Annotated in this window: 17 protein-coding genes and 1 tRNA gene; 9 read left to right on the top strand and 9 right to left on the bottom strand. The window is 72.1% G+C overall.

The features are described 5' to 3' along the window. The coding region (locus tag AC5LUJ_RS02595; RefSeq protein WP_493464397.1) for a rhomboid-like protein at positions 1-719 on the top strand (719 nt) is incomplete at its 5' end. Between the two features lie 134 nt (positions 720-853). Beyond that, a complete protein-coding gene (locus AC5LUJ_RS02590) occupies positions 854-4015 on the top strand; it encodes a leucine--tRNA ligase (protein WP_250281488.1) in 3162 nt (1053 codons plus the stop codon). A 130-nt stretch (positions 4016-4145) separates the two neighbouring features. Here AC5LUJ_RS02590 and AC5LUJ_RS02585 read toward each other — a convergent pair whose 3' ends face one another. Further along, positions 4146-5774 (bottom strand): carboxyl transferase domain-containing protein, encoded by a 1629-nt coding sequence (locus AC5LUJ_RS02585; RefSeq protein ID WP_250281490.1) that lies wholly within the window; start codon positions 5772-5774, stop codon positions 4146-4148. Positions 5775-6030: 256 nt separating this feature from the next. Between AC5LUJ_RS02585 and arfB the strand changes: the two genes are divergently transcribed. After that, entirely contained in the window at positions 6031-6447 is a 417-nt protein-coding gene (arfB, locus tag AC5LUJ_RS02580; protein WP_250281492.1) for an alternative ribosome rescue aminoacyl-tRNA hydrolase ArfB, read from the top strand. A 276-nt stretch (positions 6448-6723) separates the two neighbouring features. Here the strand turns inward: arfB and AC5LUJ_RS02575 are convergent, their stop codons facing one another. The 3 genes from AC5LUJ_RS02575 to mca all read right to left on the bottom strand — a co-directional run bounded on the left by AC5LUJ_RS02575 (position 6724) and on the right by mca (position 8677). Then, a complete protein-coding gene (locus AC5LUJ_RS02575) occupies positions 6724-6972 on the bottom strand; it encodes a hypothetical protein (protein WP_250281495.1) in 249 nt (82 codons plus the stop codon). A 129-nt stretch (positions 6973-7101) separates the two neighbouring features. Further along, the gene (locus AC5LUJ_RS02570) at positions 7102-7557 is read right to left on the bottom strand and encodes a tellurite resistance TerB family protein (protein WP_250281497.1); all 456 of its coding nucleotides are present in this window, start codon (positions 7555-7557) and stop codon (positions 7102-7104) included. Between the two features lie 223 nt (positions 7558-7780). Continuing rightward, on the bottom strand, positions 7781-8677 hold the full coding sequence (gene mca / locus AC5LUJ_RS02565; RefSeq protein WP_250281499.1) for a mycothiol conjugate amidase Mca: 897 nt from the start codon (positions 8675-8677) through the stop codon (positions 7781-7783). 85 nt (positions 8678-8762) lie between these two features. Here mca and AC5LUJ_RS02560 point away from each other — a divergent pair, with 85 nt between their 5' ends. From AC5LUJ_RS02560 to AC5LUJ_RS02545, 4 genes are all read left to right on the top strand, one after another. Continuing rightward, the gene (locus tag AC5LUJ_RS02560; protein ID WP_493464396.1) at positions 8763-9158 is read left to right on the top strand and encodes a DUF4307 domain-containing protein; all 396 of its coding nucleotides are present in this window, start codon (positions 8763-8765) and stop codon (positions 9156-9158) included. A 391-nt stretch (positions 9159-9549) separates the two neighbouring features. After that, positions 9550-10032, top strand: a complete 483-nt coding sequence (greA, locus tag AC5LUJ_RS02555; protein WP_250281503.1) for a transcription elongation factor GreA — start codon at positions 9550-9552, stop codon at positions 10030-10032. 147 nt (positions 10033-10179) lie between these two features. Beyond that, positions 10180-11628, top strand: a complete 1449-nt coding sequence (locus tag AC5LUJ_RS02550) for a magnesium chelatase ATPase subunit I (RefSeq protein ID WP_493464406.1) — start codon at positions 10180-10182, stop codon at positions 11626-11628. Further along, positions 11625-13619 (top strand): vWA domain-containing protein, encoded by a 1995-nt coding sequence (locus AC5LUJ_RS02545; RefSeq protein ID WP_250281505.1) that lies wholly within the window; start codon positions 11625-11627, stop codon positions 13617-13619. The genes AC5LUJ_RS02550 and AC5LUJ_RS02545 overlap by 4 nt, the downstream gene beginning before the upstream one ends. A 50-nt stretch (positions 13620-13669) precedes the next feature. Here the strand turns inward: AC5LUJ_RS02545 and AC5LUJ_RS02540 are convergent, their stop codons facing one another. The 3 genes from AC5LUJ_RS02540 to AC5LUJ_RS02530 all read right to left on the bottom strand — a co-directional run bounded on the left by AC5LUJ_RS02540 (position 13670) and on the right by AC5LUJ_RS02530 (position 20574). After that, a complete protein-coding gene (locus tag AC5LUJ_RS02540; RefSeq protein ID WP_493464395.1) occupies positions 13670-17746 on the bottom strand; it encodes a diguanylate cyclase domain-containing protein in 4077 nt (1358 codons plus the stop codon). A gap of 874 nt (positions 17747-18620) precedes the next feature. Further along, positions 18621-19547, bottom strand: a complete 927-nt coding sequence (locus AC5LUJ_RS02535) for an alpha/beta fold hydrolase (protein ID WP_493464394.1) — start codon at positions 19545-19547, stop codon at positions 18621-18623. 490 nt (positions 19548-20037) lie between these two features. Next, on the bottom strand, positions 20038-20574 hold the full coding sequence (locus AC5LUJ_RS02530) for a hypothetical protein (RefSeq protein WP_493464393.1): 537 nt from the start codon (positions 20572-20574) through the stop codon (positions 20038-20040). A gap of 128 nt (positions 20575-20702) precedes the next feature. Here AC5LUJ_RS02530 and AC5LUJ_RS02525 point away from each other — a divergent pair, with 128 nt between their 5' ends. Then, positions 20703-20930 carry a DUF4287 domain-containing protein gene (locus tag AC5LUJ_RS02525; RefSeq protein ID WP_013872262.1) on the top strand — a complete coding sequence of 76 codons (228 nt, stop codon included), beginning with the start codon at positions 20703-20705 and terminating at the stop codon, positions 20928-20930. Positions 20931-21101: 171 nt separating this feature from the next. Continuing rightward, positions 21102-21512, top strand: coding sequence for a PPOX class F420-dependent oxidoreductase (locus AC5LUJ_RS02520; RefSeq protein ID WP_250286395.1), 411 nt, complete (start codon positions 21102-21104; stop codon positions 21510-21512). A gap of 49 nt (positions 21513-21561) precedes the next feature. Here the strand turns inward: AC5LUJ_RS02520 and AC5LUJ_RS02515 are convergent, their stop codons facing one another. Together AC5LUJ_RS02515 and AC5LUJ_RS02510 are read right to left on the bottom strand one after the other, a co-directional pair. Then, the gene (locus AC5LUJ_RS02515) at positions 21562-22383 is read right to left on the bottom strand and encodes a Bax inhibitor-1/YccA family protein (RefSeq protein ID WP_250286394.1); all 822 of its coding nucleotides are present in this window, start codon (positions 22381-22383) and stop codon (positions 21562-21564) included. Between the two features lie 444 nt (positions 22384-22827). After that, a tRNA-Leu gene (locus AC5LUJ_RS02510) sits at positions 22828-22902 on the bottom strand. Positions 22903-23920: the final 1018 nt, after the last annotated feature.

Below are 23920 nucleotides of genomic sequence, written 5' to 3'. Positions count from 1 at the left end.
TGCCGCGGACCTGGCCGCGGGTACGGCGGACGGCGTCCGCAAGCCGGGACGACCCGCTGGCCCGGGCCTGGCGGGCCGCGCCCCTGGCCATGGCCTATCTCTGCGTCCTGAGCGTCACCTCGGCCGTGCTCGCGGTCGTCCACCGGCTCGACCAGGACGCCTACCAGCGCCTGTTGCGCAGCCGGTCCACCAACCTCGCGGGGCTGCGCAGCCGCCCGCTGTACGTGCTGGTGGCCAGCGCGTTCTGGCTCGAAAGGGGCACGTTCCCGCAGACGGCCGCCGCGGTGGCGGCGCTGCTCGCGCCGCTGGAACGGGTGGCCGGCCCCCGACCGGCACTCGGCGTGTTCGCCTCCGGGCATGTCGGAGCGAGCCTGCTCGTCGCCGGCGGGCTGCTGCTGGGCCAACGTGCCGGGCTTGTCGGCGGGCATGTCACCGAGGCCGTCGACGTCGGCGCCAGCTATGGCCTGATCGCCTGTGCCACGGTGCTCGCCGCCACGGCACGGGCGCACCGGCGGTGGCCGCTGGTCGGCGGCCTGCTGGCGCCGCTCGTCCTCGCCGCGGTCCGCACCCGCGACTTCACCGCCGCCGGCCACCTGATCGCGGCCGGCATCGGCCTGGCCTGCGTCCGGTACCTTCGGCTCTCGTACCCGCTGGCGGGCACCATACCTTCCGGGCCTTCCGGCCCGGCCTGCCAGCCCCGGTTCACAGGCTCCGGATAGGCTCGAACCAACGATCGACACCATCCGCGTGTGCCTGCCATGAGCCAGCACAGCTGGTTCCGCTGTCGTGATCCGCGGATTCCCGCAGGGTCCGCGGGACGGGTCGGGTCGGGTTGACCTGAGGATGATGAGAGATGACCAGCAGTACCGAGCACAGCCGTGTCGAGCACAGCGGCACCAACGGCAACGCCGTGCGGGACGCCGGCGCGCGGGACACCAGGGACGCTGCCGCCGGCCACACCGTCACCGGGCGTGAAGATGACACCCGGCCGGTGGACGCTGAGCCGGTCACAGGCGGCGCGGCCGGAGCCGTGGACCTGCCGTTCCGTTACGACGCCCGGCTCGCCGGCGAGATCGAGCGCCGCTGGCAGCAGGCGTGGTCGCGGCGGGGGACGTTCCACTCCCCCAACCCGCGGGGCCCGCTGTCGGACGGTTTCGACGAGGTCGCCGGACGGCCGCCGTTCTTCGTCATGGACATGTTCCCCTACCCGTCCGGCAGCGGCCTGCACGTGGGGCATCCGCTCGGGTACATCGGCACCGACGTGTTCGCCCGCTACCTGCGGATGACCGGCTACAACGTCCTGCACCCGTTCGGTTACGACGCCTTCGGCCTGCCGGCCGAGCAGTACGCCATCAACACCGGGCAGCACCCGCGGGTCACCACCGAAGCCAACATCGACAACATGCGGCGCCAGCTCGGCCGGCTGGGGCTGGGCCACGACACCCGCCGCGAGATCGCCACCACGGACGTGGCGTACTACCGCTGGACACAGTGGATCTTCCTGAAGATCTTCAACAGCTGGTACGACGACCAGGCCGACCGCGCCCGCCCGATCGACGAGCTGGTCGCCGAGTTCGCCGCCGGCACCCGCGTCCCCAAGGGCAGCGCCAACCCGCACAACCGGCCCTGGCCGGCGCTCGGCCCGACCGAACGCCGGCAGGTCGTGGACGGCTACCGGCTGGCCTTCATCTCCGAGCAGCTGGTCAACTGGTGCCCCGGCCTCGGCACGGTGCTCGCCAACGAGGAGGTCACCGCCGACGGGCGCAGCGACATCGGCAACTACCCGGTCTTCCGCCGCCCGCTGCGCCAGTGGGTGCTGCGGATCACCGCCTACGCCGAGCGCCTGATCGCCGACCTGGACCTGGTCGACTGGCCGGACTCCATCAAGCAGATGCAGCGGAACTGGATCGGGCCGAGCGATGGCGCCACGGTCGAGTTCCCCGCGGCCGGCTCCGACGTCCGCGTCGAGGTGTTCACCACCCGTCCCGACACCCTGGCCGGTGCCACCTTCATGGTGCTCGCCCCCGAGCACCCCCTCGTCGACACGCTGACCGCGCGGACCTGGCCGCCGGACACCCCCGTCAACTGGACGTTCACCGACCCGCCCCTCACCCCGGGCACCGAGCCGCGGGACGCCGCCGGTGCCGCCCCGGGAGCCGACAACAGCGTCCCGGCGCCGGACCGGGCAGCCTGGACGCCGCGGGCGGCCGTGGCCGCCTACCGGGAGTACGCCGCCCGCCTGGGCGACCGTCAGCGCGGCACCGACGAGGTCCCGCGCACCGGCGTCTTCACCGGCGCGTACGTCACCAACCCGGTCACCGGCAGCGATATCCCGGTCTTCCTCGCCGACTACGTCCTGATGGGGTACGGGACCGGCGCGATCATGGCTGTTCCCGCGCACGACCAGCGCGACTTCTCCTTCGCCCGGCAGTTCGGCCTGCCCGTCCCTGCTGTGCTCGCGCCGAGCGAGGACTGGCGCACCGAACACGGAGTGCCCGCGGGCGCGGCGGCGGACACCTGGCCGGCCGCCTTCGCCGGGGAGGGAGAGTACCTCTCGGCGCCGGGTGCGGCGCCGTCCCTCGTCGGGCTGTCGAAGCCGGACGCGATCAAGACGACGGTCCGCTGGCTGGAGGACGTCGGCGCGGGCCGCGCCGCCCGCTCCTACCGGCTGCGGGACTGGCTGTTCTCCCGGCAGCGCTACTGGGGCGAGCCCTTCCCGGTCGTCTTCGACGACGACGGCCTGCCGGTCGCGCTCCCGGACGAACTGCTGCCCGTCACCCTGCCGGAGATGACCGACTTCCGGCCGACGGCCACGGCCGACGACGACGTCAGCGACCCGGTCCCCCCGCTGGCACGGGTCACCGGCTGGGCCACCGTCACCCTCGACCTGGGCGACGGGCCGAAGACGTACCGGCGCGAGACCAACACCATGCCGCAGTGGGCCGGCTCCTGCTGGTACTACCTGCGTTACCTCGACCCGACGAACAGCGAGCGCTTCGTCGACGCCGAGGTCGAGCGCTACTGGATGCACACCCCCGACGGCCCGCCCGGCGACGGCGGCGTGGGCCTCTACGTCGGCGGTGTCGAGCACGCCGTCCTGCACCTGCTGTACGCGCGGTTCTGGCACAAGGTCCTCTACGACCTGGGGCTGGTCTCGACGAAGGAGCCGTTCAAGCGGCTGTTCAACCAGGGCTACATCCAGGCGGACGCGTTCACCGACGCCCGCGGCATGTACGTGCCCGCGGCCGAGGTCGTCCGCACCGGCGACGGCGGGTTCACCCACGACGGCGAGCCGGTGAACCGGCGCTCCGGGAAGATGGGCAAGAGCCTGAAGAACAGCGTCAGCCCGGACGAGATGTACGACAGCTTCGGCGCGGACACCCTGCGGGTCTACGAGATGGCCATGGGCCCGCTGGACGCGGACCGGCCCTGGCACACCGACGACATCGTCGGCTCCCACCGCTTCCTGCAACGGCTGTGGCGCAACCTCGTCGACGAGGCGACCGGCACGGCGGCCGTCTCCGACGCCGAGCCGGACGCCGAGGCCACCCGGGCGCTGCACCGCACGATCCTCGCCGTCCACGCGGACTACGCGGGCCTGCGCTTCAACACCGCGGTGGCCCGCCTGATCGAGCTGACCAACTTCGTCAGCAAGCGCTACGGCGGCTCGGGCGGGCTGCCCCGCGCGCTCGCCGAGGCGCTGGTCCTCATGGTCGCGCCGCTGGCCCCGCACATCGCCGAGGAGCTGTGGTCGCGGCTGGGCCACGACGGCTCGCTCGCCTGGCACCCCTTCCCGCGGGGGGACGCCTCGCTGGCGGCGGAGTCCACGGTGACGCTGCCGGTGCAGGTCAACGGCAAGGTACGGTTCACCGTCGACGTCCCCGCGGACGCCGACGAGCAGACCGTCCGCGATCTGGTGGCCGGCCACGAGGAGTACGCGCGGCACACCGCGGACCGGACGGTGAAACGGCTGATCGTGGTCCCCGGCCGGATCGTCAACATCGCCCTGGGCTGATCCCCGGCTCGGCCCCGGACCGGCCCCCGCCTGAGCGTGGCCGGCTTCCTGAGCCCGGGCGGCCGGCCACGCCCAGGAAGCCGGCCCCGTCCGGGGCCGGGGCCGTTCGTGGGCGCGCGGGTGCGTCAGGTTACGGCGTCAGCTGGTCATGGCGGTCGCGGCGGGCCGCCAGCCTCGTCGCCGGGTCCAGCCCCACGGCGGCGCGCAGGCACGCGGCGGCGGTCTCGGCGAGACCGGCCACCCACCCGCGGACGTCCGCCGCCGTCTTCGGGCCGCCGTCCACACCGCCGTCCGGGACGGGCAGGACCAGGTCGACCGCGCCCAGCCGCTGAAGATCGTGGGCGGTGATCCGCAGCCCGCGGGCCATGCCGGCGGCGTGGCCGACGTCCCGATACATGATCACCGAGGCGCCCTCGGGCGGCAGCGGGGCGAGCCAGGCGTCCTCGGCGGCGATGACCGTGTCCGCCGGCAGCAGGGCGAGCGCGGCGCCGCCCGTGCCCTGCCCGAGCAGCACGCTCACCGTCGGTACCGGCGTTGTCAGCAACGTCGCCAGGCAACGCGCGATCGCCGGGGCGATCCCGTGGCGTTCGGCCGCCTCCGACAGCTCCGCGCCCGGGGTGTCTATGACGGTGAGGATCGGCAGCCGCAGGTCAGCGGCCCGGCGCACCGCGTCCCGGGCCGCGTCGAGATCGGCCACGCCGATACGCCGATGCCACTGGGCCGACCTGTCCTGCCCGATGACGACGCAGGGCGTCCCCCGCAGCAGGGCGAGTGCGGTGACGATCGGCGTACCGGACGTGTCCGTCCCCTGGCTGACACCCCGGCCCAGGCTGGATGCGCCGAGCAGTGTGACATCGCTGGCCACCGCCAGGAACTCGCGCAGGCCGGGACGGTCGGGCGCGCGGGTGGCCAGCACCGACATCCACGGATCCCGCCCGCTGCGAGCCGGCCGGGAACCGGGCAACGTGATCCTGAACGGCCCCGAGCCAGCCGGCCCGGCCGGCGGGCCCGCCACGTCGTTGTGCCCCGGGCCGTGCCCCGGGGGAGCGGCAGCGCCGCCACCCGCGACGACGTTGAGTACCCGCTGGATGCTCTCCCGCAGCTCCTCGGGGGTGACGAGGGCGTCCACCAGGCCGGCCAGGCGCAGCGTCTCGGGGCTCTGCGCGTCCGGCCCGAGCGCCGTGCCGGTGAGCGCCTCGACGACTCGGGGCCCGAGGAAGCCGACCAGCGCCCCCGGCTCGGCGAACGTGACATGCCCGAGGGAGGCCCAGGACGCGAGCACGCCCCCGGTCGTCGGATGGCGCAGGTAGACAAGGTAGGGCAGGCCCGCCGCCCGGTGCTCGGCGATGGCGCTGCTGATCGTCAGCATCTGGAGGAAGGCGGGGGTGCCCTCGTGGATGCGGGTGCCGCCGCTGGCGGGCAGGGCCAGCAGGGCCTGCCGCTGCGCGGTGGCCCGTCTGATCGCGGCCGTGGCCCGGCGGGCCGCGGCCATCCCGACGCTGCCGCCGAGAAAGCCGTACTCGCTGGCCACGACCGCGACCCGGTGGCCGCCCACATGGCCCTCGCCGGTGCGGATCGCCTCGTCCGCGCCGCTGCGTTCACTGGCCCGCGCCAGGTCCTGGCCGTAGGCGGCGCTCAGCGCGGGCTGTTCGGGGGCGCGGTCCCAGCACCGCCACGTACCGGCGTCGAGGAGCCCGCCAAGAAGATCGTCAAGATGCGGACGCTTCACAGTGGACGCGGGTCCTCCCCTGGTAGTCATGCCGGAACCCTCCCGCCGTGGCTGTTTTCGAGCGTAACGCGGGACACTATGGTGCGCGATCGTTGATAAATCAGCAGCTCATGGCCGGTCATACCCACATCAGCCGCGGCAGTCGCGACCCGGGCCGGCCTCGATACAAAGGTCGCATGGATGAGCCGGCGGCCAGGCCGGTCACCCGGACCGTGGCTATGATCACGGCCCTTCCGGAATCCCGGCCGCCAGGATGGGCCACCATGGGAGAATGGCCTACCCACCCATGCAGGTACGCCCTGGATTCGTCCTGCGTGAGTCCGATCTGGCCTGGCGGTTCTCCCGGTCGGGCGGGCCGGGCGGGCAGGGCGTGAACACTTCGGACAGCAGGGTCGAGGTGTCCTTCGACGTCCGCCGCTCGCCGTCCCTGCCCGGGCCGCTGCGCGGGCGGACGCTTGAGCGGCTGGCGGGCCGGCTGGTCGACGGCGTCCTCACCGTCACCGCCAGCGAGCACCGGTCGCAGCTGCGCAACCGGGAGGCCGCCCTGAGCAAGTTGATCGCAATCCTGCGCGGGGCGAGCAGCCCCCCACCGCCTGCGCGGCGCCCCACCAGCCCGTCGGCGCGCGCCGTCCAACGGCGCATGGCCGACAAGAAACACCGGGCCGAGCTCAAACGCCAACGCAGGCTGAGCCGGGACCCGTAGGCAGAAACCGCGGCACCAACAGCGAAAACCACCCACGAATCCGGAAGCCGTAGGTGACAGCCGCCACCACGGCAATGTTCTGCACCTAATAATGCGGCGTTCTGCACCTATGGTGCGGCGGCATTCCGTGGCGGATATCCGGTTCGTACCGGGCCCGTAACGGGTCCGGTACCCGGCTCCGGCCTGGCCGTCCACGTCACGGCTCGCCACGGCGCGGCGCACGGCGCGACCAGCGCACCGCCGGGAGCATCTCGGAGGCCGGTGCGCGGGGACCGCCTACTCCTCGCCGCGCGGGGAGTGCTGGGGCGGGATACCGGCGTCGGGGTCCTGGCTGTCGGCCGGTCGGTCGCGGTCGGCGGCGGAAGCACCGAAGCGTCCACTGGCGACGTTCCCGCGCATCCGGGCCAGGCTGCGCGGCATCATCACGAAAAGAGCGACAGCGGCGAGGCCCAGCAGCAGGACGACCAGGAACCCGCTGGTACCGACGCTGACCTCAAGCGCGAGGAACTGTCCAGCTAGAGGCACGCTTCACACCCTACGCCGAGCGCACCGCCGGACAAGCCCGGCAGGGCGTCGACAGACGCCGCCAGGGCCCCGGCCAGCAGGTACCGGACGGGGCCCTGGCGGGTGGGAGGCCGGCCGTGGAAGCCGTGGTCAGAGGTCGAACTCGTTGGGGTCCAGCCCCACCGCGTAGCAGGCGTCGCGGACGATCTGCTGCTCGGACTTGTCGAAGTGGCCGTCCGCGCCCCCGATGACGATCCCGATCTGGATCACCGCGCGGGCCTCGGCGGGCTTCTTCTTCGTCCTGCCGATGTCCTGGATGACGCCGACCTTGGCGAAGTCGAAGTCGGTCTGCAGCTTGTTGCAGTAGTCGTTGAACTTCTGCTGGAGCTGCTCGGCCGGGAAGTTCTGGAGGACCTCGTTGGAGGCGATGAGCGAGGCGACCTTGCGGCGCTCCTCCGGGTCGATGGTCCCGTCGGCGGCGGCCACCAGGGCGCAGATGGCCATGCTGGCGTCCCTGAAGGCACCGCTCTTCAGGTCGTTCTTCTTGGCGTTGAGCTGTTGCTGTATCGACGCGGTGCTGGTGCGCAGACGATCCCAGATCGCCATGATGTGATCCCCTCATTGGTCTCAAGGCGTGCAAGGTGCGCAAGACGGGCGCGGATGCGGATGCGGATGCCCACGGTCACACCCCCTGTCACCAGCAACGACCGGTGGCGGCCGGCCGTGCCCCGGCTGCGGATGATTTCATCTGCCACCGGTGGGTGTGCCACCCGCGGCCGGCCGGTGATGCCGGCTGGTGACGCCGGCCGGCCGCGGGTGCTGCCGAGGATCAGCGGATGCCGTTGAACAGGTCGCTCTCGGGCAGCACACCCACCTCGATCAGGGAACGGGCGAGCTGGTAGTCCTCGGTGGGCCAGGCCGCGCGCTGGATCTCCAGCGGGACGCGGAACCAGGGCCCGTTTGGGTCGACCTGGGTCGCGTGGGCCAGCAGCGCGCGGTCACGGATCTCGAAGAAGTCGTCGCAGGGGACCCTGGCGGTGATCCGCCCGGAGTCGTCCGAGTGGTCGACCCACTTCTCCAGCATGGCGGTGTACGGGGACTCCCGCCCGCTCGCCCGCATCGCGTCGTGCAGGGCGAGCATCCGCTCCTTGTGATGGCTCTGGTGGTAGTAGAGCTTGAGGGGCTGCCACGGCGGCACGCCGATGTCCTGGCCCACCTCCTGGTACCGCGTGTGGTCACCCGCCGCCTCGAACGCCTCGATAGTGATCCTGTGGTTCATGACGTGGTCCGGGTGCGGATAACCGCCGTTCTCGTCATAAGTGACCACGACCTGCGGCTGGAACTCCCGTATCAGCCTGACCAGCGGCCTGGCCGCCTCGGCGACGGGCATCCGGGCGAAACAGCCCTCCGGCAGGGGTGGCAGCGGGTCGCCCTCGGGCAGCCCGGAATCGAGAAAACCCAGCCAGACCTGTCGGACGCCGAGGATCCGCCGAGCCTGCTCCATCTCGGCCCGGCGTAGCTCGGCGAGACGTCCGTGGACGTCCGGACGATCCAGAGCGGGGTTGAGAACGGTCCCGGCTTCGCCACCGGTGCAGGTCACCACGAGGACGTCGACGCCCTCGTGGACATAGCGGGCCATGGTGGCGGCGCCCTTGCTGGACTCGTCGTCGGGGTGGGCGTGGACAGCCATGAGCCGCAGGCCGCCCTCGTTGATCGCCTTGGACATGCGACCATTGTTCCCGATGCCCTCCGCAGCCGGTTCCTCTACGCCATCACCCGGTTCCCCTACGGGAAAGCCGGGCGTGTTCGCCGTGGCGCGACGTCTGCTGGACATCCCATGGCTCGGTGGCATCCGGGTCGCCCCCTGGTTCCTGCTGGTGGGGCTCGTCATCATCGTGGCCGCCGCACTCGGCGCCGCGTGGATGCAGAGCCATCCGCAGCGGCTGAACTACGGGACCCGTGCCTATCGGATCACTCCGGCGCAGGCCGAGCTGACATTCGATGTGGAAAAGTCACCCAACGCCGTGGCAGAATGCACTGTCCGCGCACGTGCTCGGGACAACGAGGTCGTCGGCCGGCGTACCGACATCGTCGTCGGTCCGGCTCCGGACGGCCGACGGGTCACGACCACAACGGTCGTGCTCGCCACGTCCCGGGAAGCGAACGTGGTCGAGGTCGAGGACTGTCAGATCGCCCGCGCGGGCTGACAGCCGCGCGGGCTACCGGCGCGCGGCGCGCGGCCGGTGGTGCGGCCGGCGGCGCGGCCGATTCCCGGCCCACCTCGCACGGCAAGCAGCGGCGCTTGCTCATGGCCGTACCACACCGATCCCAACTGTTAGGCTGGGCGTTTGCCCCTGTCCCATCGCTTCGTAATCCGCCTCCGACCAACCGTGCATCCCGCGGTTTCCCAGCACCCGACCCACTGTCCCTGTCCAGGGCCCGCACGGGCCCGACGAGGCCGGACTGCGATACGGCCGACCCGCGCCGCGGGCCGGTCGCAGGTGTCGTACGGCCGTCGACGTACGAGCACCCGGAGGATGAACGATCATGGTTCTTCCCGTGTCTCCGGGCCTCTTGAGGAATCTAGGAGCGTGACGCGTGTCGCAGCAGACGTGGCTGACCCAGGAGGCGTATGACCGGCTCCGCGAGGAGCTCGACCACCTCACCGGGACCGGTCGTGTCGAGATCGCCAACAAGATCGAAGCTGCCCGCGAGGAGGGCGACCTCAAGGAGAACGGCGGCTACCACGCGGCCAAGGAGGAACAGGGCAAGCTGGAGTCGCGCATCCGGCAGCTCACCGACCTGCTGCGCGACGCCAGGGTCGGGCAGGCCCCGCAGTTCAACGGCGCGGCCGGCCCGGGCACCGTGGTCGAGGTGCGCTTCCCGGGGGACGACGAGACGGAGCGGTTCCTGATCGGTTCCCGGGAGGATCACAGCACCTCGCTGGAGGTGTACTCGGCCCAGTCACCGTTGGGTGGGGCCGTCAGCGGCCACCGGGCGGGCGACACCGTCACCTACACCCTGCCCAACGGGCGCTCGGCCACCGTCAAGATCGTATCGGTGGAGCCGTACTCCAACTGACCGGCCCCGGTCGGCCGGCGGGAACCGGCCGGTTGACATTCCACGTCCGGCGTGCCTCCCGATAGACACCCGGTATGCCGGACGTGGACACAATGCGACTTCCCTGCGCGACGGAGCGCGGGGACGTACCGTCGACTGGTGCTCGATCTGCCAGGGTTCCCGGCACCGTCCCCCGGACCGACATCACCGTCCCCCGGACCGGGGGTACTGGGTCTCCTGCGCGACTCAGGGCACCGGCACCGGTCCGTACGCACGGAGCTGCGCGAGAACACCCTTGCCCGGATGGCCGGCGGCGAGATCCGGTTCCCCGGCATCATCGGTTTCGACGACACCGTACTCCCCCAGGTGGAACGGGCCCTGCTGGCCGGGCACGACATCGTCTTCCTCGGCGAGCGGGGGCAGGGCAAGACCCGCCTGATCCGCACCCTGGTCGGCCTGCTGGACGAGTGGACGCCGGTGGTCGCCGGCTGCGAGATCAACGACCATCCCTACGCGCCGGTGTGCGCCCGGTGCCGGCTGCTGCTCGCCGAGCTCGGCGACGACACGCCGGTCGCCTGGAAGCACCGCTCGGAACGGTTCGGCGAGAAGCTCGCCACGCCGGACACCAGCGTCGGCGACCTGATCGGCGACGTCGACCCGGTGAAGGTCGCCCAGGGCCGCACCCTCGGCGACCCGGAGACCGTCCACTACGGCCTGATCCCGCGCACCAACCGGGGCATCTTCAGCGTCAACGAGCTGCCCGACCTCGCCGAGCGCATCCAGGTCTCCCTGCTCAACGTGCTCGAGGAGCGTGACATCCAGGTCCGTGGCTACATCCTGCGGCTGCCGCTGGACCTGTTCCTGATCGCGTCGGCGAACCCCGAGGACTACACCAACCGCGGCCGGATCATCACGCCGCTCAAGGACCGTTTCGGCGCCGAGGTGCGCACCCACTACCCGCTGCGGCTCGACGACGAGCTGGCCCTGATCCGGCAGGAGGCGGTGCTGGACTGGAAGGGGTCGCCGCTGGGCGCCCCCGCCGTCCCCGAGCACCTGCTGGAGGTGGTGGCCCGCTTCACCCGGCTGGTCCGTGACGCGCCCCAGGTCGACCGGCGCTCCGGTGTGTCGGCCCGGCTGTCGGTGGCCGCGGCGGAGACCGTGGCCGCCTCGGCCGTCCGCCGCGCGGCGCTGACCGGCGAGGACGTCCCCACCGCCCGGGTCGTCGACCTCGCCGCGATCATACCGGCGGTCCGCGGGAAGATCGAGTTCGACCAGCTCGAGGAGGGCCGGGAGGACGAGATCCTCGCGCACCTGCTGCGCCGGGCCATCGCCGAGACCTTCCGCGCCCGGCTCGCCGGCACCGACCTGACCGGCCTGCAACGGCGGTTCGAGACCGAGGGGCCGGTCGAGACCGGCGACCTCGTCCCCGCCGCGGAGCTGCTGCGGCGGGTCGGCCCGGTCCCGGGGCTCGCCGCGATCCTGGCGAAACTGGACGTCGACGGCGCCGAGGCGCCAGGGCTCGCCGCGGCCGGGCTGGAACTGGCCATGGAGGGCCTGCACCTCAACCGGCGGCTGGCCAAGGAGGAGCTGCCGGGCCGCACGGTGTACGGCACATGAGCGCCCCGGCCGGGTCGGGAAGCTTCCGCTACGGCCCGTGGGACGGCGGCCCCGACCCGCTCGCCTCCCCGTTCGACGCCGCCGGCGCGCTCGACGAGATGTCCACGCACATCCTGGACGGCCGGACCCCGCGCGAGGCGCTGGACGCGCTGCTGCGGCGCGGGACCAGCCAGCGCCGCGGGCTTGAGGACCTGCGCCGGCAGGTGGAACGCCGCCGGCGCGAGGCCCGGGCGCGCGGCCGCCTCGACGGCACCCTGGAAGAGGTCCGGGAGCTCCTCGACACCGCCGTCGGCCAGGAGCGCGCGGCGCTGTTCCCCGACCCGTCCGACGACGCCCGGCTGCGCGAGGCCGAGCTCGACGCGCTGCCGGCCGACCCGGCCCGGGCCGTGAACACGCTGGCCGACTACGAGTGGCGTTCGCCGCAGGCCCGCGAGACCTTCGAGAAGATCTCCGACCTGCTCCGCCGGGAGGTGCTCGACGCCCAGTTCCGCGGCATGAAACAGGCGTTGGAGAACGCCACGCCGCAGGACATCGCCCGGGTCACCGAAATGCTCGCCGCGCTCAACGGCATGCTGGAGGCCGACGCCCGCGGTGAGCACACCGACGCCGCTTTCGAGCGGTTCATGCGCTCGTTCGGCGACTTCTTCCCGGAGAACCCGCAGACGCTGGACGAGCTGGTGGACTCGTTGGCGCGCCGCGCCGCCGCCGCTGCCCAGCTGCTGGCGGGCCTGTCCCCCCAGCAGCGCCAGGAGCTGGCCGATCTGATGGCGTCGGCGCTGGCGGACCTGGGCATGGCGGCCGAGCTCTCCCGGCTGCAGCAGGCGCTGCGCGCCGCCCGGCCGGACCTCGGCTGGGGCCGGCGCGGCCGTTTCCGCGACGCGATGACCGGTGACACGCCGCTCGGGCTGGGTGACGCCACTTCCGTCCTGGAGGAGCTGGCCGAGCTCGACGAGCTCGCCGCCGCGCTGTCCCAGGACTACCCCGGGGCGTCCCTCGAGGACGTCGACCCGGACGCGGTAGCCCGGGCACTGGGCCGGGACGCCGTCGACGACCTGCGCACCCTCCAGCAGATCGAGAAGGAGCTGGAGCGCCAGGGCTTCCTGACCCGCAACGCCGGCAAGCTGGAGCTGACCCCGCGGGCGGTCCGCCGCATCGGCCAGAGCGCGCTGTCGCGTATCTTCCAGCGGATGGACACCCGCGGCCGCGGCGATCACGACTCCCGGGACGCCGGTGCCGCCGGAGAGCCCACCGGGACGTCCCGGCCCTGGCACTTCGGTGACACACAATCGATCGATGTGGTACGCACCGTGCGCAACGCGGTGCTGCGGGCCGGCCCCGCCAGCCCGGAGGGGACGATCGAGCTGGACGTCCGCGACTTCGAGGTGACCGAGACCGAACGCCGCTCCTCCGCGGCCGTCTGCCTGCTGGTGGACCTGTCCTACTCGATGGCGCTGCGGGGCACCTGGGGGGTGGCGAAGTCGACGGCGCTGGCGCTGCACACCCTGATCGACACGAAGTTCCCGCAGGACACGATCCATCTGGTCGGGTTCTCCGACTATGCCCGGCTGCTGCGCCCGGTGGAGCTCGCGGGCCTGGACTCCGAGGTCGTCCAGGGCACGAACCTCCAGCACGCCCTGATGCTCGCGGGCCGGCTGCTGTCGCGGCACCCGGATTCCGAACCGGTCGTACTGGTGATCACCGATGGTGAGCCGACCGCGCACCTGATGCGCAACGGCACCCCGTCCTTCTCCTGGCCACCGGTCCCGGAGACCCTGGAGCTGACCCTGGCCGAGGTGGACCGGCTCACCCGCCGCGGGGCGACGATCAACGTCTTCATGCTCGACGACGAGCCACGGCTGGTCCAGTTCGTCGACGAGGTCGTCCGCCGCAACGGCGGCCGGATGCTCTCTCCGGATCCGGGGGCGCTCGGCCGCTACGTCGTACGCGACTACCTGCGGGCCCGCGGCGGACGACGCCGAGCCGCCAGCTAGGAACCGCCCACAGCCATCATGAGACCGCTTGGGGCTGGTCAGTCAGGGGCTCAGGGCTGGCCAGCTGACGGCACACAGGCTTCCTGGCGGGCTTCCAGGCGTGCCTCCTGGCGTGCCTCCTGGAGGACTTCCGGACGGGCTTCCGGACGCTCCCGGCCGGCCTCCTTCGCCCGGTACATCGCGAGATCGGCGCTGCGGACGACCGCGCCGGGCGGCGCGTCCTGCGACTCCGAAAGGGCGACACCGATCGTCGCGTCGATAGCAATGGAACGCCCACCGACCGTAATCGGCCGTCGGATCGCCACCAGCAGCTGGTCGGCGAGATCGCGTGCCCGGGCGCTGTCGGCGTCACCCAGGATGACGGCGAACTCGTCCCCGCCGAGACGGCAGACGGCGTCCCGCTCGGTGCCGGCGTCCCGCAGGCGGGCACCGATGATCCTCAGCACCTCGTCACCGGCGTTGTGGCCGTAGGTGTCGTTGACCGACTTGAACCGGTCGAGATCGATGAACAGGACCGCGAACGCCGATGCCGGACGCTGAGCGGCGATCTCGTCGAGCCGGCGGGCGAACACCGACCGGTTCGGCAGGCCGGTGAGGGCGTCATGGGACGCCTGGTAGCGCAGCTCGTCCTGGAGGACCCGGCGTTCGCCGATCTCATGGCAGGTCAGCAGGATGCCGGTGCCCTCCGAGCGGTCCCGCAGGTCGATCGCCTCGATGTCGAACCAGCGGTGGCCGCCGCCCGCGGCCGACAGCCGGACGTCGCGTGCCACGGCGGCCCCCGCCGCCGCTGCCGCTGCCGCCGAGGCCGCGGCTGCCGCGGCCTCGGCACCGGGCCCACTGCTGTCGACACCGGAGCCACTGCTACCGGTAGCAGGCCCGCTGCTGCTGGTAGCGGGACCACTGCCGCCGGTAACGGGACCACTGCCGCCAGTAGCGAGCCCGGTGGCCTGGCGCAGCAGCTCCGCCAGCGCGCCCGCGTCGTCCGGGTGGGCGACGTCGGGCAGGTGCCGGCCGAGGTAGGAGCCGGCCGTGACCCCGAGCAGGAGCGCGGCGGCGGAACTGACAAAGATGATCTTCCCGTCCGCCCTGGTCGCGATCACGATGTCGTGGGCGTTGTGCAGCAGGGCCTGCAGCCGTCGCTGCTCGTCGCGGATCGCCGCTTCACGCCGGCCGTTGAGGACGGTCAGCCCGACGAGGGCGGCGGCGACAACGGCCAGCAGGCTGCCGTCCCGGACGAGCCGGCCGGAGCGGATGTCCCCGTAGAAGGCCTGGACCGGCTGCTGGAACACCACGTAGCCGCCGTCGGGCAGGTTCGCCAGCGGCGAGGCGATGGTGACCTGGCCGCCGGCGACGACGTCGTCGATCTGCCGGGCCTCGCCCACCCGCAGGGCCGCCAGGCTGGCCGCGGCCACCAGCCGCTGGCCGATCAGGCCGGGATTCCAGGAGAACATGACCGTGCCGGCCGCATCCACCACGGACAGCCCGCCCACGACGAACCCGAGCGTGCCGCTGCTCGCGAGGTTGGCCTGGTTGGGCGAGTCCCGCAGCGACTCCCCGATGACGACGACCGCCGCCGGCCGGCCCTCGCGCAGGACCGGGACCGTCACGTAGTCCCGCCAGAGCCCGTCGACGTTCATCACGGGCGAGTTGCCGGCCCGGCCGGCCCGGGCGGCCCGCCACGCCGGGTCGTCCGGGCCGATCGGCAGGGTGAGCGACGGCGGTTCGGCGGCCAGCAGATGGCCGTCCAGGCCGGCCAACGCCCAGACGTAGTTCCGGCCGCCGACCCCTGATCCGGCGAACGAGCGCAGCACGGCGGCGTCGGCGTCCCGGTCGCTGAGCGACCAGGACGCCGACGACACAGCCGTGATCAGACGCTGGCTGTCGACGCTGTGCATGGACGCGTCCGCCACGATGGCGGTGAACGCCACGTGCTCGGCCAGGCGCTGCCGTTCGGCGCTGTGCCGGGTCTGCGTCTGCAGACACAGGCTGGCCACGGCCATGGCGAGCAGGGCCCCGCCCGCCACCAGCGGTGGCCCCAGCCGGCCGAACCAGCCGCGGGGGGGACAGCCGTAGGCGAGGGGCCCGGGCGTGGCCGGCAGGGGGAGACGGCGCCGGGCCGGCTGCCGCTCGGGCCGCCGCCGCTCGGGCAGCCGCAGCTCGGGCCGCCGCGGCTCGGGCAGCGACAGTGGTGTGGGCGGGGGCAGCGGCGGGAGGAGCACGTCATCGGTCCCGGTCCCGGTGCCCGTCCCGGTCCCGGTGCCGGTGCCGGGCGCGGCGGGCCGCGGGCCCGGCGGCACGTTGGGCGGTTCCGCGGACGCCATGGCGAAACGGCCTTTCCCCGCCCGTTTGGCCTCGTACATGGCGTTGTCCGCGGCGCACAGGAAATGTTCGGGCCGCGCGACGGCGAGCGTCGAGGGCGCGATACCGATGCTGGCGTCTACCTGGACCGCCGAGGCACCCACCATGACCGGGATACGCACCAGCTCGATGATCCGACCGGCGGCCGCGGCGGCGGACACCTCGTTCGCGCCGCGCAGCAGGACCCCGAACTCGTCACCGCCGAGCCGGACCGCCAGGTCACCGTCCCGCAGGGTCTGGACGAGCCGCTCCGCGACGGCCCGCAGGACGACGTCCCCGGCGTCGTGGCCGTAACCGTCGTTGACGGGCTTGAAATGGTCGAGATCGACGAACAGCACCACGAACGGCGCGCCGCCGGCGCGGAAGGCACGGCCCGCCTTCTCCAGCTCGCTCATGAAGACCGCCCGGTTGGGCAGACCGGTGAGCAGGTCGTGGGACGCCTGGTAGCTCAGCCTGTCCTGCAGGTCCTTGCGCTCCCCGACCTCGTGGCAGGTCACCAGCACACCGGCGAGCTCGGGATGGCTGGTGAGGTCGCTGGCCTCCAGGTCGAACCAGCGCGGCTGGCCGGCGGCGGTGGTCAGCCGCACGTCGAAGACGGTGCCCCCGGCCGGGTCGGCCAGCAGCCGCCGGATCCGGGCCACGTCGGCGGGGTCGGCGAAGTCGGTCAGCACCCGGCCGAGCCAGGACGCCGCGTCGTAGCCGAGCAGGTCACGCACGGCGGGGCTGACAAAGGTCATCCCGTGGTCGTCCCCGACGACCACGATGATGTCCCGGACCCCTCCGAGCATGGTGTGCAGCCGCGCCCGGGCCCGCCGGGCGGCCCGTTCGCGGCGCAGCCCGAACACGACCAGCCCGCCGACGCAGACCGCCAGGACGGCCAGCAGCGTCAGGTCCCCGTGGCGCCCCGCGGTCCGCAGGTCCGCGAACAGCCGCGCGGTGGGCTGCTGGAAGAGCGTGACGTATCCGGTCGTGGCCTGCTTCTCGGCGACGTTGACCACCTGCTCCCCGGCGCCGCCCGACAGCCACGTCCGGACCGTGCCCGGGACCAGGCCGTCCAGCTCGCGCGGTTCGACCAGCCGCCGGCCCCGCAGATCCCGCTTCCAGCAGGCAGCCGCGACACCGCTCGCGTCGACGTCGCACAGGCTGCCCGACACGCTGTCGAGAGCGGCGAACTTCTCGCTGCTCTCCCGGGCCGCCCCCTCGTCGACGACGCGCACCAGCACCGCCCACGGGCGCGGCGCGCCCACCGGCACGACCGTGGCCCGCACCGGCATGCCGTCGAGGAGGAACACCGGCGACATGGCCGGCTGCCCGGCCAGCGCCGCCGTCCAGGCGGCGCCGAGATCGGTGGCCGTCACCCGCGGCCCGTCCGGGACGGCGGCCAGCGGGGTGCCGTCGACGCTGACGAGGGCGGCCAGCAGGCTGGTGTCACCGACCGGCCTCATCGCCAGCTGCGCCAGCATCCGGCGGTTGTGGGCCGGCTGGTCGGGCGCGAAGGAGAAGCTGGCGACCAGCGCGCCCATCCGCCGTGGGTCGGACGTCCGGGAGGCGTTCTCCGCGACCCGTTCGACGAGCCGGGTGCGGTCGGACAGCCGCTGTCGTTCGCCTTCGCGCAGACCCGCATGCCGGACCACCAGCGCCAGCGCCCCGAGCGCGATCACCACCGCCAGCCCGACGAGCAGCGGGGCGGACCGCCGTAGCCGCCCGCCATCTGCGTCACCGGCGAGGGCGGACGATCGTTCGACGAACGCCGGACACTCGCCCGGCACCGAAACTGTGCGAATGGCCTTTATCCCTCATCGTAATCGGTTGCCGTCACGGAAGAAGTATGCAAACAAGGCCGGAAGACCCGTCGTACGGCGGGTCGGTACCGGTACTCACGGCCCCTCGGGCCCGGCGCGCGAAAATCATGATCACGCAACCTCTGGTTCCGTCACCAGCAGGCCTCCGTCCGCGCGAAAAACATGATCGCGCGCGGCCTTTGGACGACTGGGAGAGCATCGTTCCAGCTCTTGTCACATCTCGGACAGTCACCCCCTGGCGCCACACCTACGGACAGATGTAACAAAAATGATAGTTGTGGACACTCGGTAGTAAGAACGCCCATGAGTGGGACGTCCGGTCCACGGGTGACGGCCGGCCAGCCGGCCGGAACGGGCAGGTGGCGGAGCATGTTTCCGGCACGCTCGAGGTCCCTCCACCGTGGGCAGTCCCATCACCGACAGCCACACGTGTTTCCCGCGCGCTCGAGGTCCCTCCCGAATCCTCTGGCCGGCTCTCCGGAGCCGGGACCACTGGGCCGGCCAGGAGGCCCGGCGGCCGGCCCCGACAGCCGCGACGGGCTGGCGGATCCGACGACCGGCAGCCCGGCAGCCCGGCAGCATCCCAGGTGAGGATCGACAGCCCGACAGGGCCGGGCGGCCCGGCGGGTCCGCCGGAGCCTCGGCCGCGAGGCCGTCGGATCCGTTCCAGCGGGCCGGCCCCGCCGGAACGGCCGGCCTGGCCGGCCCGGCCGGCACCCGGCCGCGCCGGCGGATGAGCGTACCGGCACCGGCCTCGCCGGGGAGCCGCCGGCCGCCGAACCAGCGGCATCGTCCACGCGTGAGGAGCACGACGACGATGCCCGACGACTACAACTAATGACTAAGAGTAACCGGAACATGAGACGGGAACGCTCGCCCGGCGTGCCGCGGCAGCCACTTCGCCCCGGTGGGCCACGTCGTCGAGCTTGTCCAGCAGGCGGTCCCAGACCTGGCGCGGGATGTCGTGCCCCATGCCGTCGACCTCCAGCAGCTCCGCGGACGGGATGGCGGCGGCGGTCAGGCGCCCGCTGGCCACCGGGATCAGCGGGTCGTTCGTCCCGTGCACGATCAGCGTGGGGATCTCCAGCCGGACGAGGCCGGGCGTCAGGTCCCCCGCGGCCAGGACCGCGGTCAGGTGCCGCGCGGTCCCGTGCGGGTCGTACCGACGCTCCCAGGCCAGCCCGGCCCGCCGCCGTATCCACTCGCGGTCGGGGGAGAACTCGGCCGATCCGATGATGTTGTGAGCACGCTCGGCCCCGTCCACGTACGCTTCCCGGCTCGCCACCATCGGGCTGAGCACGACAGCGGCGGCGTCCCGGGCGGCACGCCCGGCACCGCGGCTGCCGATACCGGCCGAGACCGAGGTGAGGCTGCGTACCCGCGCCGGGAAGGACAGCGCCACGATCTGGGCGATCATGCCGCCCATGGAGCTCCCGAAGATGTGCGCGGACCGCCAGCCGAGGGCGTCCAGCAGGCCGGCCGCGTCGGCCGCCATGTCGTCGAGGGTGTAAGGGGCGGCATCGGCGTTCCCGGACATCGCGGCCACGAGATCCGGCTGCCCCAACTGGTCGAAATGGGTGGAAAGACCGACATCACGGTTGTCGTACACAAGAACCTGAAAACCGCGGCGCACCATCGCCCGAATAAGATCAGGATGCCAGCCGACGAGCTGTTGGCCCAGCTCACCGATCAGGACGAGCGGCAAGCCACCGGAGTCGCCATGCAGCTCGTATGCGATTTCGATGCCATTGGCCTGAACCGTACCCATAGACGGAAGGTAGCGAGCGTTAGCCGCTGGCGCTCGTAATCCGTGAACTCCACCCACAGGTCACCTATTCGGGTGATGCTGAACACGTTTCGGAGCGCGGCGGGGCCTCGGCCGGCCAGCGGACCGGCCAGCCTGCTGGCCAGCAGGCTGGCCAGCAGAGCGGCCGTCGCCCCGGCAGCGTAGCCAGCAGCGGCCCGCACCCAGGGCGCGGCACCCACCACCCACCCGGCGAGGCCCGTATCGCGGCGCCGCCGGCGTCCCACCAGGAACCCGTCATACAAGGGAACTTCCGGAACAAAGGGAGCAAAAGCGCGGAAAACCGCCGGGGCGCCGGCGCGAAGGGACGCCAGAATGGCGGCGCGTCGGGGTGGGCATCGTCGGCACCGACCAGCACGTGTCATCGCGGGAATCCACTTTCCGACGCGGTGTCATGAAGTGCGAAAATCCGCGGGACGGCGGCCGCCCGGGAGGAGCCGGCCGCCGGTACCGGTTACCTGCGGAAGCCTCCGGCACGCCGGCGCCGCGACGTCTCCAGATCGACGCGAGCCGCGTGGACGGCCAGCCGGGCTCGTTCCACAAGAACATCCCGATGGGACGAACCGGGTGCGGGTGCGGGTGCGGCGTCGGCGGCGCCCGCGGCCAGCGCCTCGATCAGGTCCGCTGCCAGTACGGCGATCTGGTCGGCAAGAGCATGGTCGGCCAGGCGTGGTGGGGCGACCCCCCGGGGAAGCCCGGATCCCGCCTCACGACCCAGGTCAGCGAGTTCGACGGCCAGCGCACGCACCCGGTCGGCGCGGGTGCCGGCGCCGCGCCCGGCTGCCGCTCCCGCCCCGCCGGCGCCCGCCCCGGAGCCGGGCCTGGGCACGGGCCCGGGTGGGCCGGCGTCCGGCTGGCAGGGAGCGCATGGCTCCCGCCAGGAGATCGGCGTCCATCCGTGGACGTGGTCGCGCAACCGCCGTATCTCGCTGATCAGTGCCGCCAGCGGCGCGTCCAGGAGCGCCACGCCCGAAGTGATCAGATCCCGCATCGCCACAGGATCCGCTTCGGCCATCCATAAAGGCTACCCCATGACAGCCGTGGCGGGTCTTGCCGTTGTCCGACTGGTGGTGCACTCTCCTTCCATGACTGGTTGACCAGTGAGTACTGGAGGCGCCAATGTCGCAACAACGCTCCGAAGAGACCCACCACAGCCTTATCGAACGAATTCCCAGAATCACCGGACACGACGTCGGCCACTGGCTGGGATGTCTGGATCGCGGGCCTGGTCTCCTGCGCTTCTCCGAGCGCGTGAACTGGCTACGGGACGAGCACGGGCTCCCGCACTGCTATGCGGCGGCTGTGGTCCACGAAGCGGATCTGCGCAGGCGCGCCATCCGGACCTGACCCGATATACCCCTCTTCACCCGATAAACCTTCTTCGCCCGACCGGCCCGGTACGGCCCATGTGCGTCGCAGCCCCACGAAGCTCCGGGCCCTGGTCGCCCTCCCCCCTCGGCGACGAGTGCAGGAGCACTCGGCACGGTGCCACCGGGCCGGCCGGGCGAGAATCAGCCCATGGACATCGAAGCGGCCCGGGACTACGTCCGGGACAACCATCGGGCCGTCCTCGCCACCTTCCGGCGGGACGGGACTCCGCAGCTGTCACCGGTCACCGTCGGCGTCGACACCGACGGCAGACTCGTCATCAGCAGCAGGGAGACCGCCTACAAGGTCCGCAATCTCCATCGCGACCCGCGGGCCGGGCTGTGCGTCTTCCCCGACGCCTTCTTCGGGCCGTGGATCCAGGTGCGGGGCCGCGCACGGATCATCTCGCTCCCGGATGCCATGGAGCCTCTCGTCGACTACTACCGCACGCTGTCAGGCGAGCACCCGGACTGGGAGGACTATCGCGCCGCCATGGTCCGCGACCAGCGCTGCCTGATCAGCATCGAGATCGAGCACGCCGGCCCCGACCGCTCCGGGTGAGCGGCGGGGCGGCACCCGCCCACGACGACAGACCCAGCGGTCCAGCCGGTCAGCCGCGCAGCTTCGACAGCAGCCTGAGCATCTCCAGGTACACCCAGACAAATCCGACGAGCAGCCCGAATCCGGCTCGCCAGGCCTCCGCACGGGGAGCGCCAGCGGCGATCGCACGCTCGATGTAGTCGAAGTCGAGGATGAACTGCAGGCTCGCGACCACGAGCACAGCAAGGCTGAACAGGATGCCGAGCGGGGACGCGTCATTGATGATCGGCAGATGGCTGCCCGACACCGCTCTGACCACCAGGTCGGTCAGGCCAAGCATGACCACGCCGAGCAACGACCCGTAGACGACCCGGGCCATCCGCTCGGTCGCGCGCAGCCGGCGGCTGCGATAGGCCACCAGCATTGCCACGAAGACCACCGCGGTCCCGAGCAGCGCCTGCAGCACGATCCCGTGGAAGGCGTCCTCGTAGAACCGGGAGACCGCGCCCACGAACAGGCCCTCGAGCGCGGCGAAGAGCACGATCAGCGCGGGCCGCAGCCGCCGGCTGAAAGAGATCACCAGGGACAGTGCGAGCGCGGCGAACATCGCGGTGAAGCCGACCGCGGGGGTGGTCGGGGCGATCGCCCAGCCGACCGCCCCGGTGACGGCCATCACCGCGAACAGGCCCAGGGTGTGGACGACGACGTCGTCGACGGTCAGCCCGCTGGGCGCCCGGTACAGCCCGGCGAGCTGCTCCGGTGTCGGGGTGGGCGGGACTCCCCCGCCCGGCGGCGCGTACCCACCGGGGCCGTACCCGGAGGAGGACGGCGCCGACCAGCCGGCGAAGCCACGCCGGCTGAACACCGGATTCGACGAGCGCATCTCGGCCATCAGGACACGACTCCTTCCGCCGCCCGCGTCCAACCGGGCGTATAGATCGCAACTGCCGCCGGGCTCGGCCGACCGCGCCGCCCACCGCGTGGATCAACATCTGGATCCACAAAGTGGATCAGCGGGGACGCGGGCGATCGGCACGCTCGATCGACGAACCTGTCGGAATACAGAGTAGAACGCCGCGGACGGAGGCTGTACCCATAGTCCCGTGAACGACCACCGGACGGCGCCGGATGGCGCCGGAGCGGCCCGCAAGATCGCTCGAAGCCTTCGCCGACATGATCGCGAAACTCGTGGCGACAACCGCCGGCACCGGACGGCGACCAGCATGAGGAAGGGTCACGTGTCAATGACGATGAGACATTCGGGCGAATAGCCCGCTGGCATGACCGAGCGCCGGCCGGAATGATCCGGCCGGCGGCCACGGAACAGATCTGAATGTGCCGGTGGTCGGAGTCGAACCGACACTCGAGCTGTTTTTAGGACAGCCTCCTCTGCCTGTTGGGATACACCGGCTCGGCTACATCGGAGATGTTTCTACCACGCTACGTAGGATTTGTGAAAGAGACAACATGAAGAAAGTATGGGAAGTAACCAGAACCTCCTGATCCGTAACCCGTCGTGACGCTCGCACCCAACTCGCCTACCGAAGGTGCGCGATCAATCACAGTATGACCGACTGGCAATACGGCCAGCGTGGCAGCGGAGCTACGCGGAGGGGAGCGGGGCCGTCCCGGCCCACGGCGAGGCACCCCGGGCCGGACGCTGGGCCAGGGAGCACGGCGGGCAAGGGAACCCGACGGGCAAGGGAACGACGCTGGGCAAGGGAACCCGGCTCGCGCCCGGCCACGGGCGGGCCGGCTCCCGCCGGGTGCCGGGCCGGCGAACTGGTGGCCGGCTGACCGTGGGCGCGCTCAGCCGGCGTCCCACCAGGCGGGCCCGCCCACGGCCGGCCGGGTGAGGTGGCACCAGTCGGCGGCTGCGGCGGGCGCGCTTTCCCGTCTCCCTGCCGGTCAGCTCTCGCCGAGGCCAGCCGGACAGCGACGCTCCTGGCCGCCGGCCGGGCAGCGCGCCGCCCATGCCTCCCGCGCCCGCGTCTCCCCGGTGGGCGGTGGCCGCCGCGGCCACCGGCCCCGCGGGACACCTCCGCCGGCCCACGACCTCCACGGCACCGGGCTCTGCGCACGCAGGACCAGGCCCGGCGGGACACCTCCGCCAGCCCACGACCGCACCGGGCGGATCTCCCGTGGCCGCCGGCGCCGCGCAGGACAGCCGCTCACGAAAATGCCCGCCATAGTCACCTACGGCGGGCATTCGATGTTAAAGCGTCATAAATAAGGCGACCGCGGACCGGATGATTCACCCTGCCCCCGAACGGGAACAGCCGCGGCCCGAATGCGCGATCAGCCGATGATGTCCGGACGGGCGGATCGCGCGGCGGCTGGCGGTCACCGGAAGCGGGCGACAATATCCATATCCGCCATGTCCGTCATATCCGCTGGAGTGCGCGACGGGCGTGGACACCGTGGACGTC

It is taken from the genome of Protofrankia sp. CiP1_Cm_nod3 (assembly GCF_982290655.1).
This window is presented reverse-complemented; position numbering and strand designations above follow the sequence as displayed.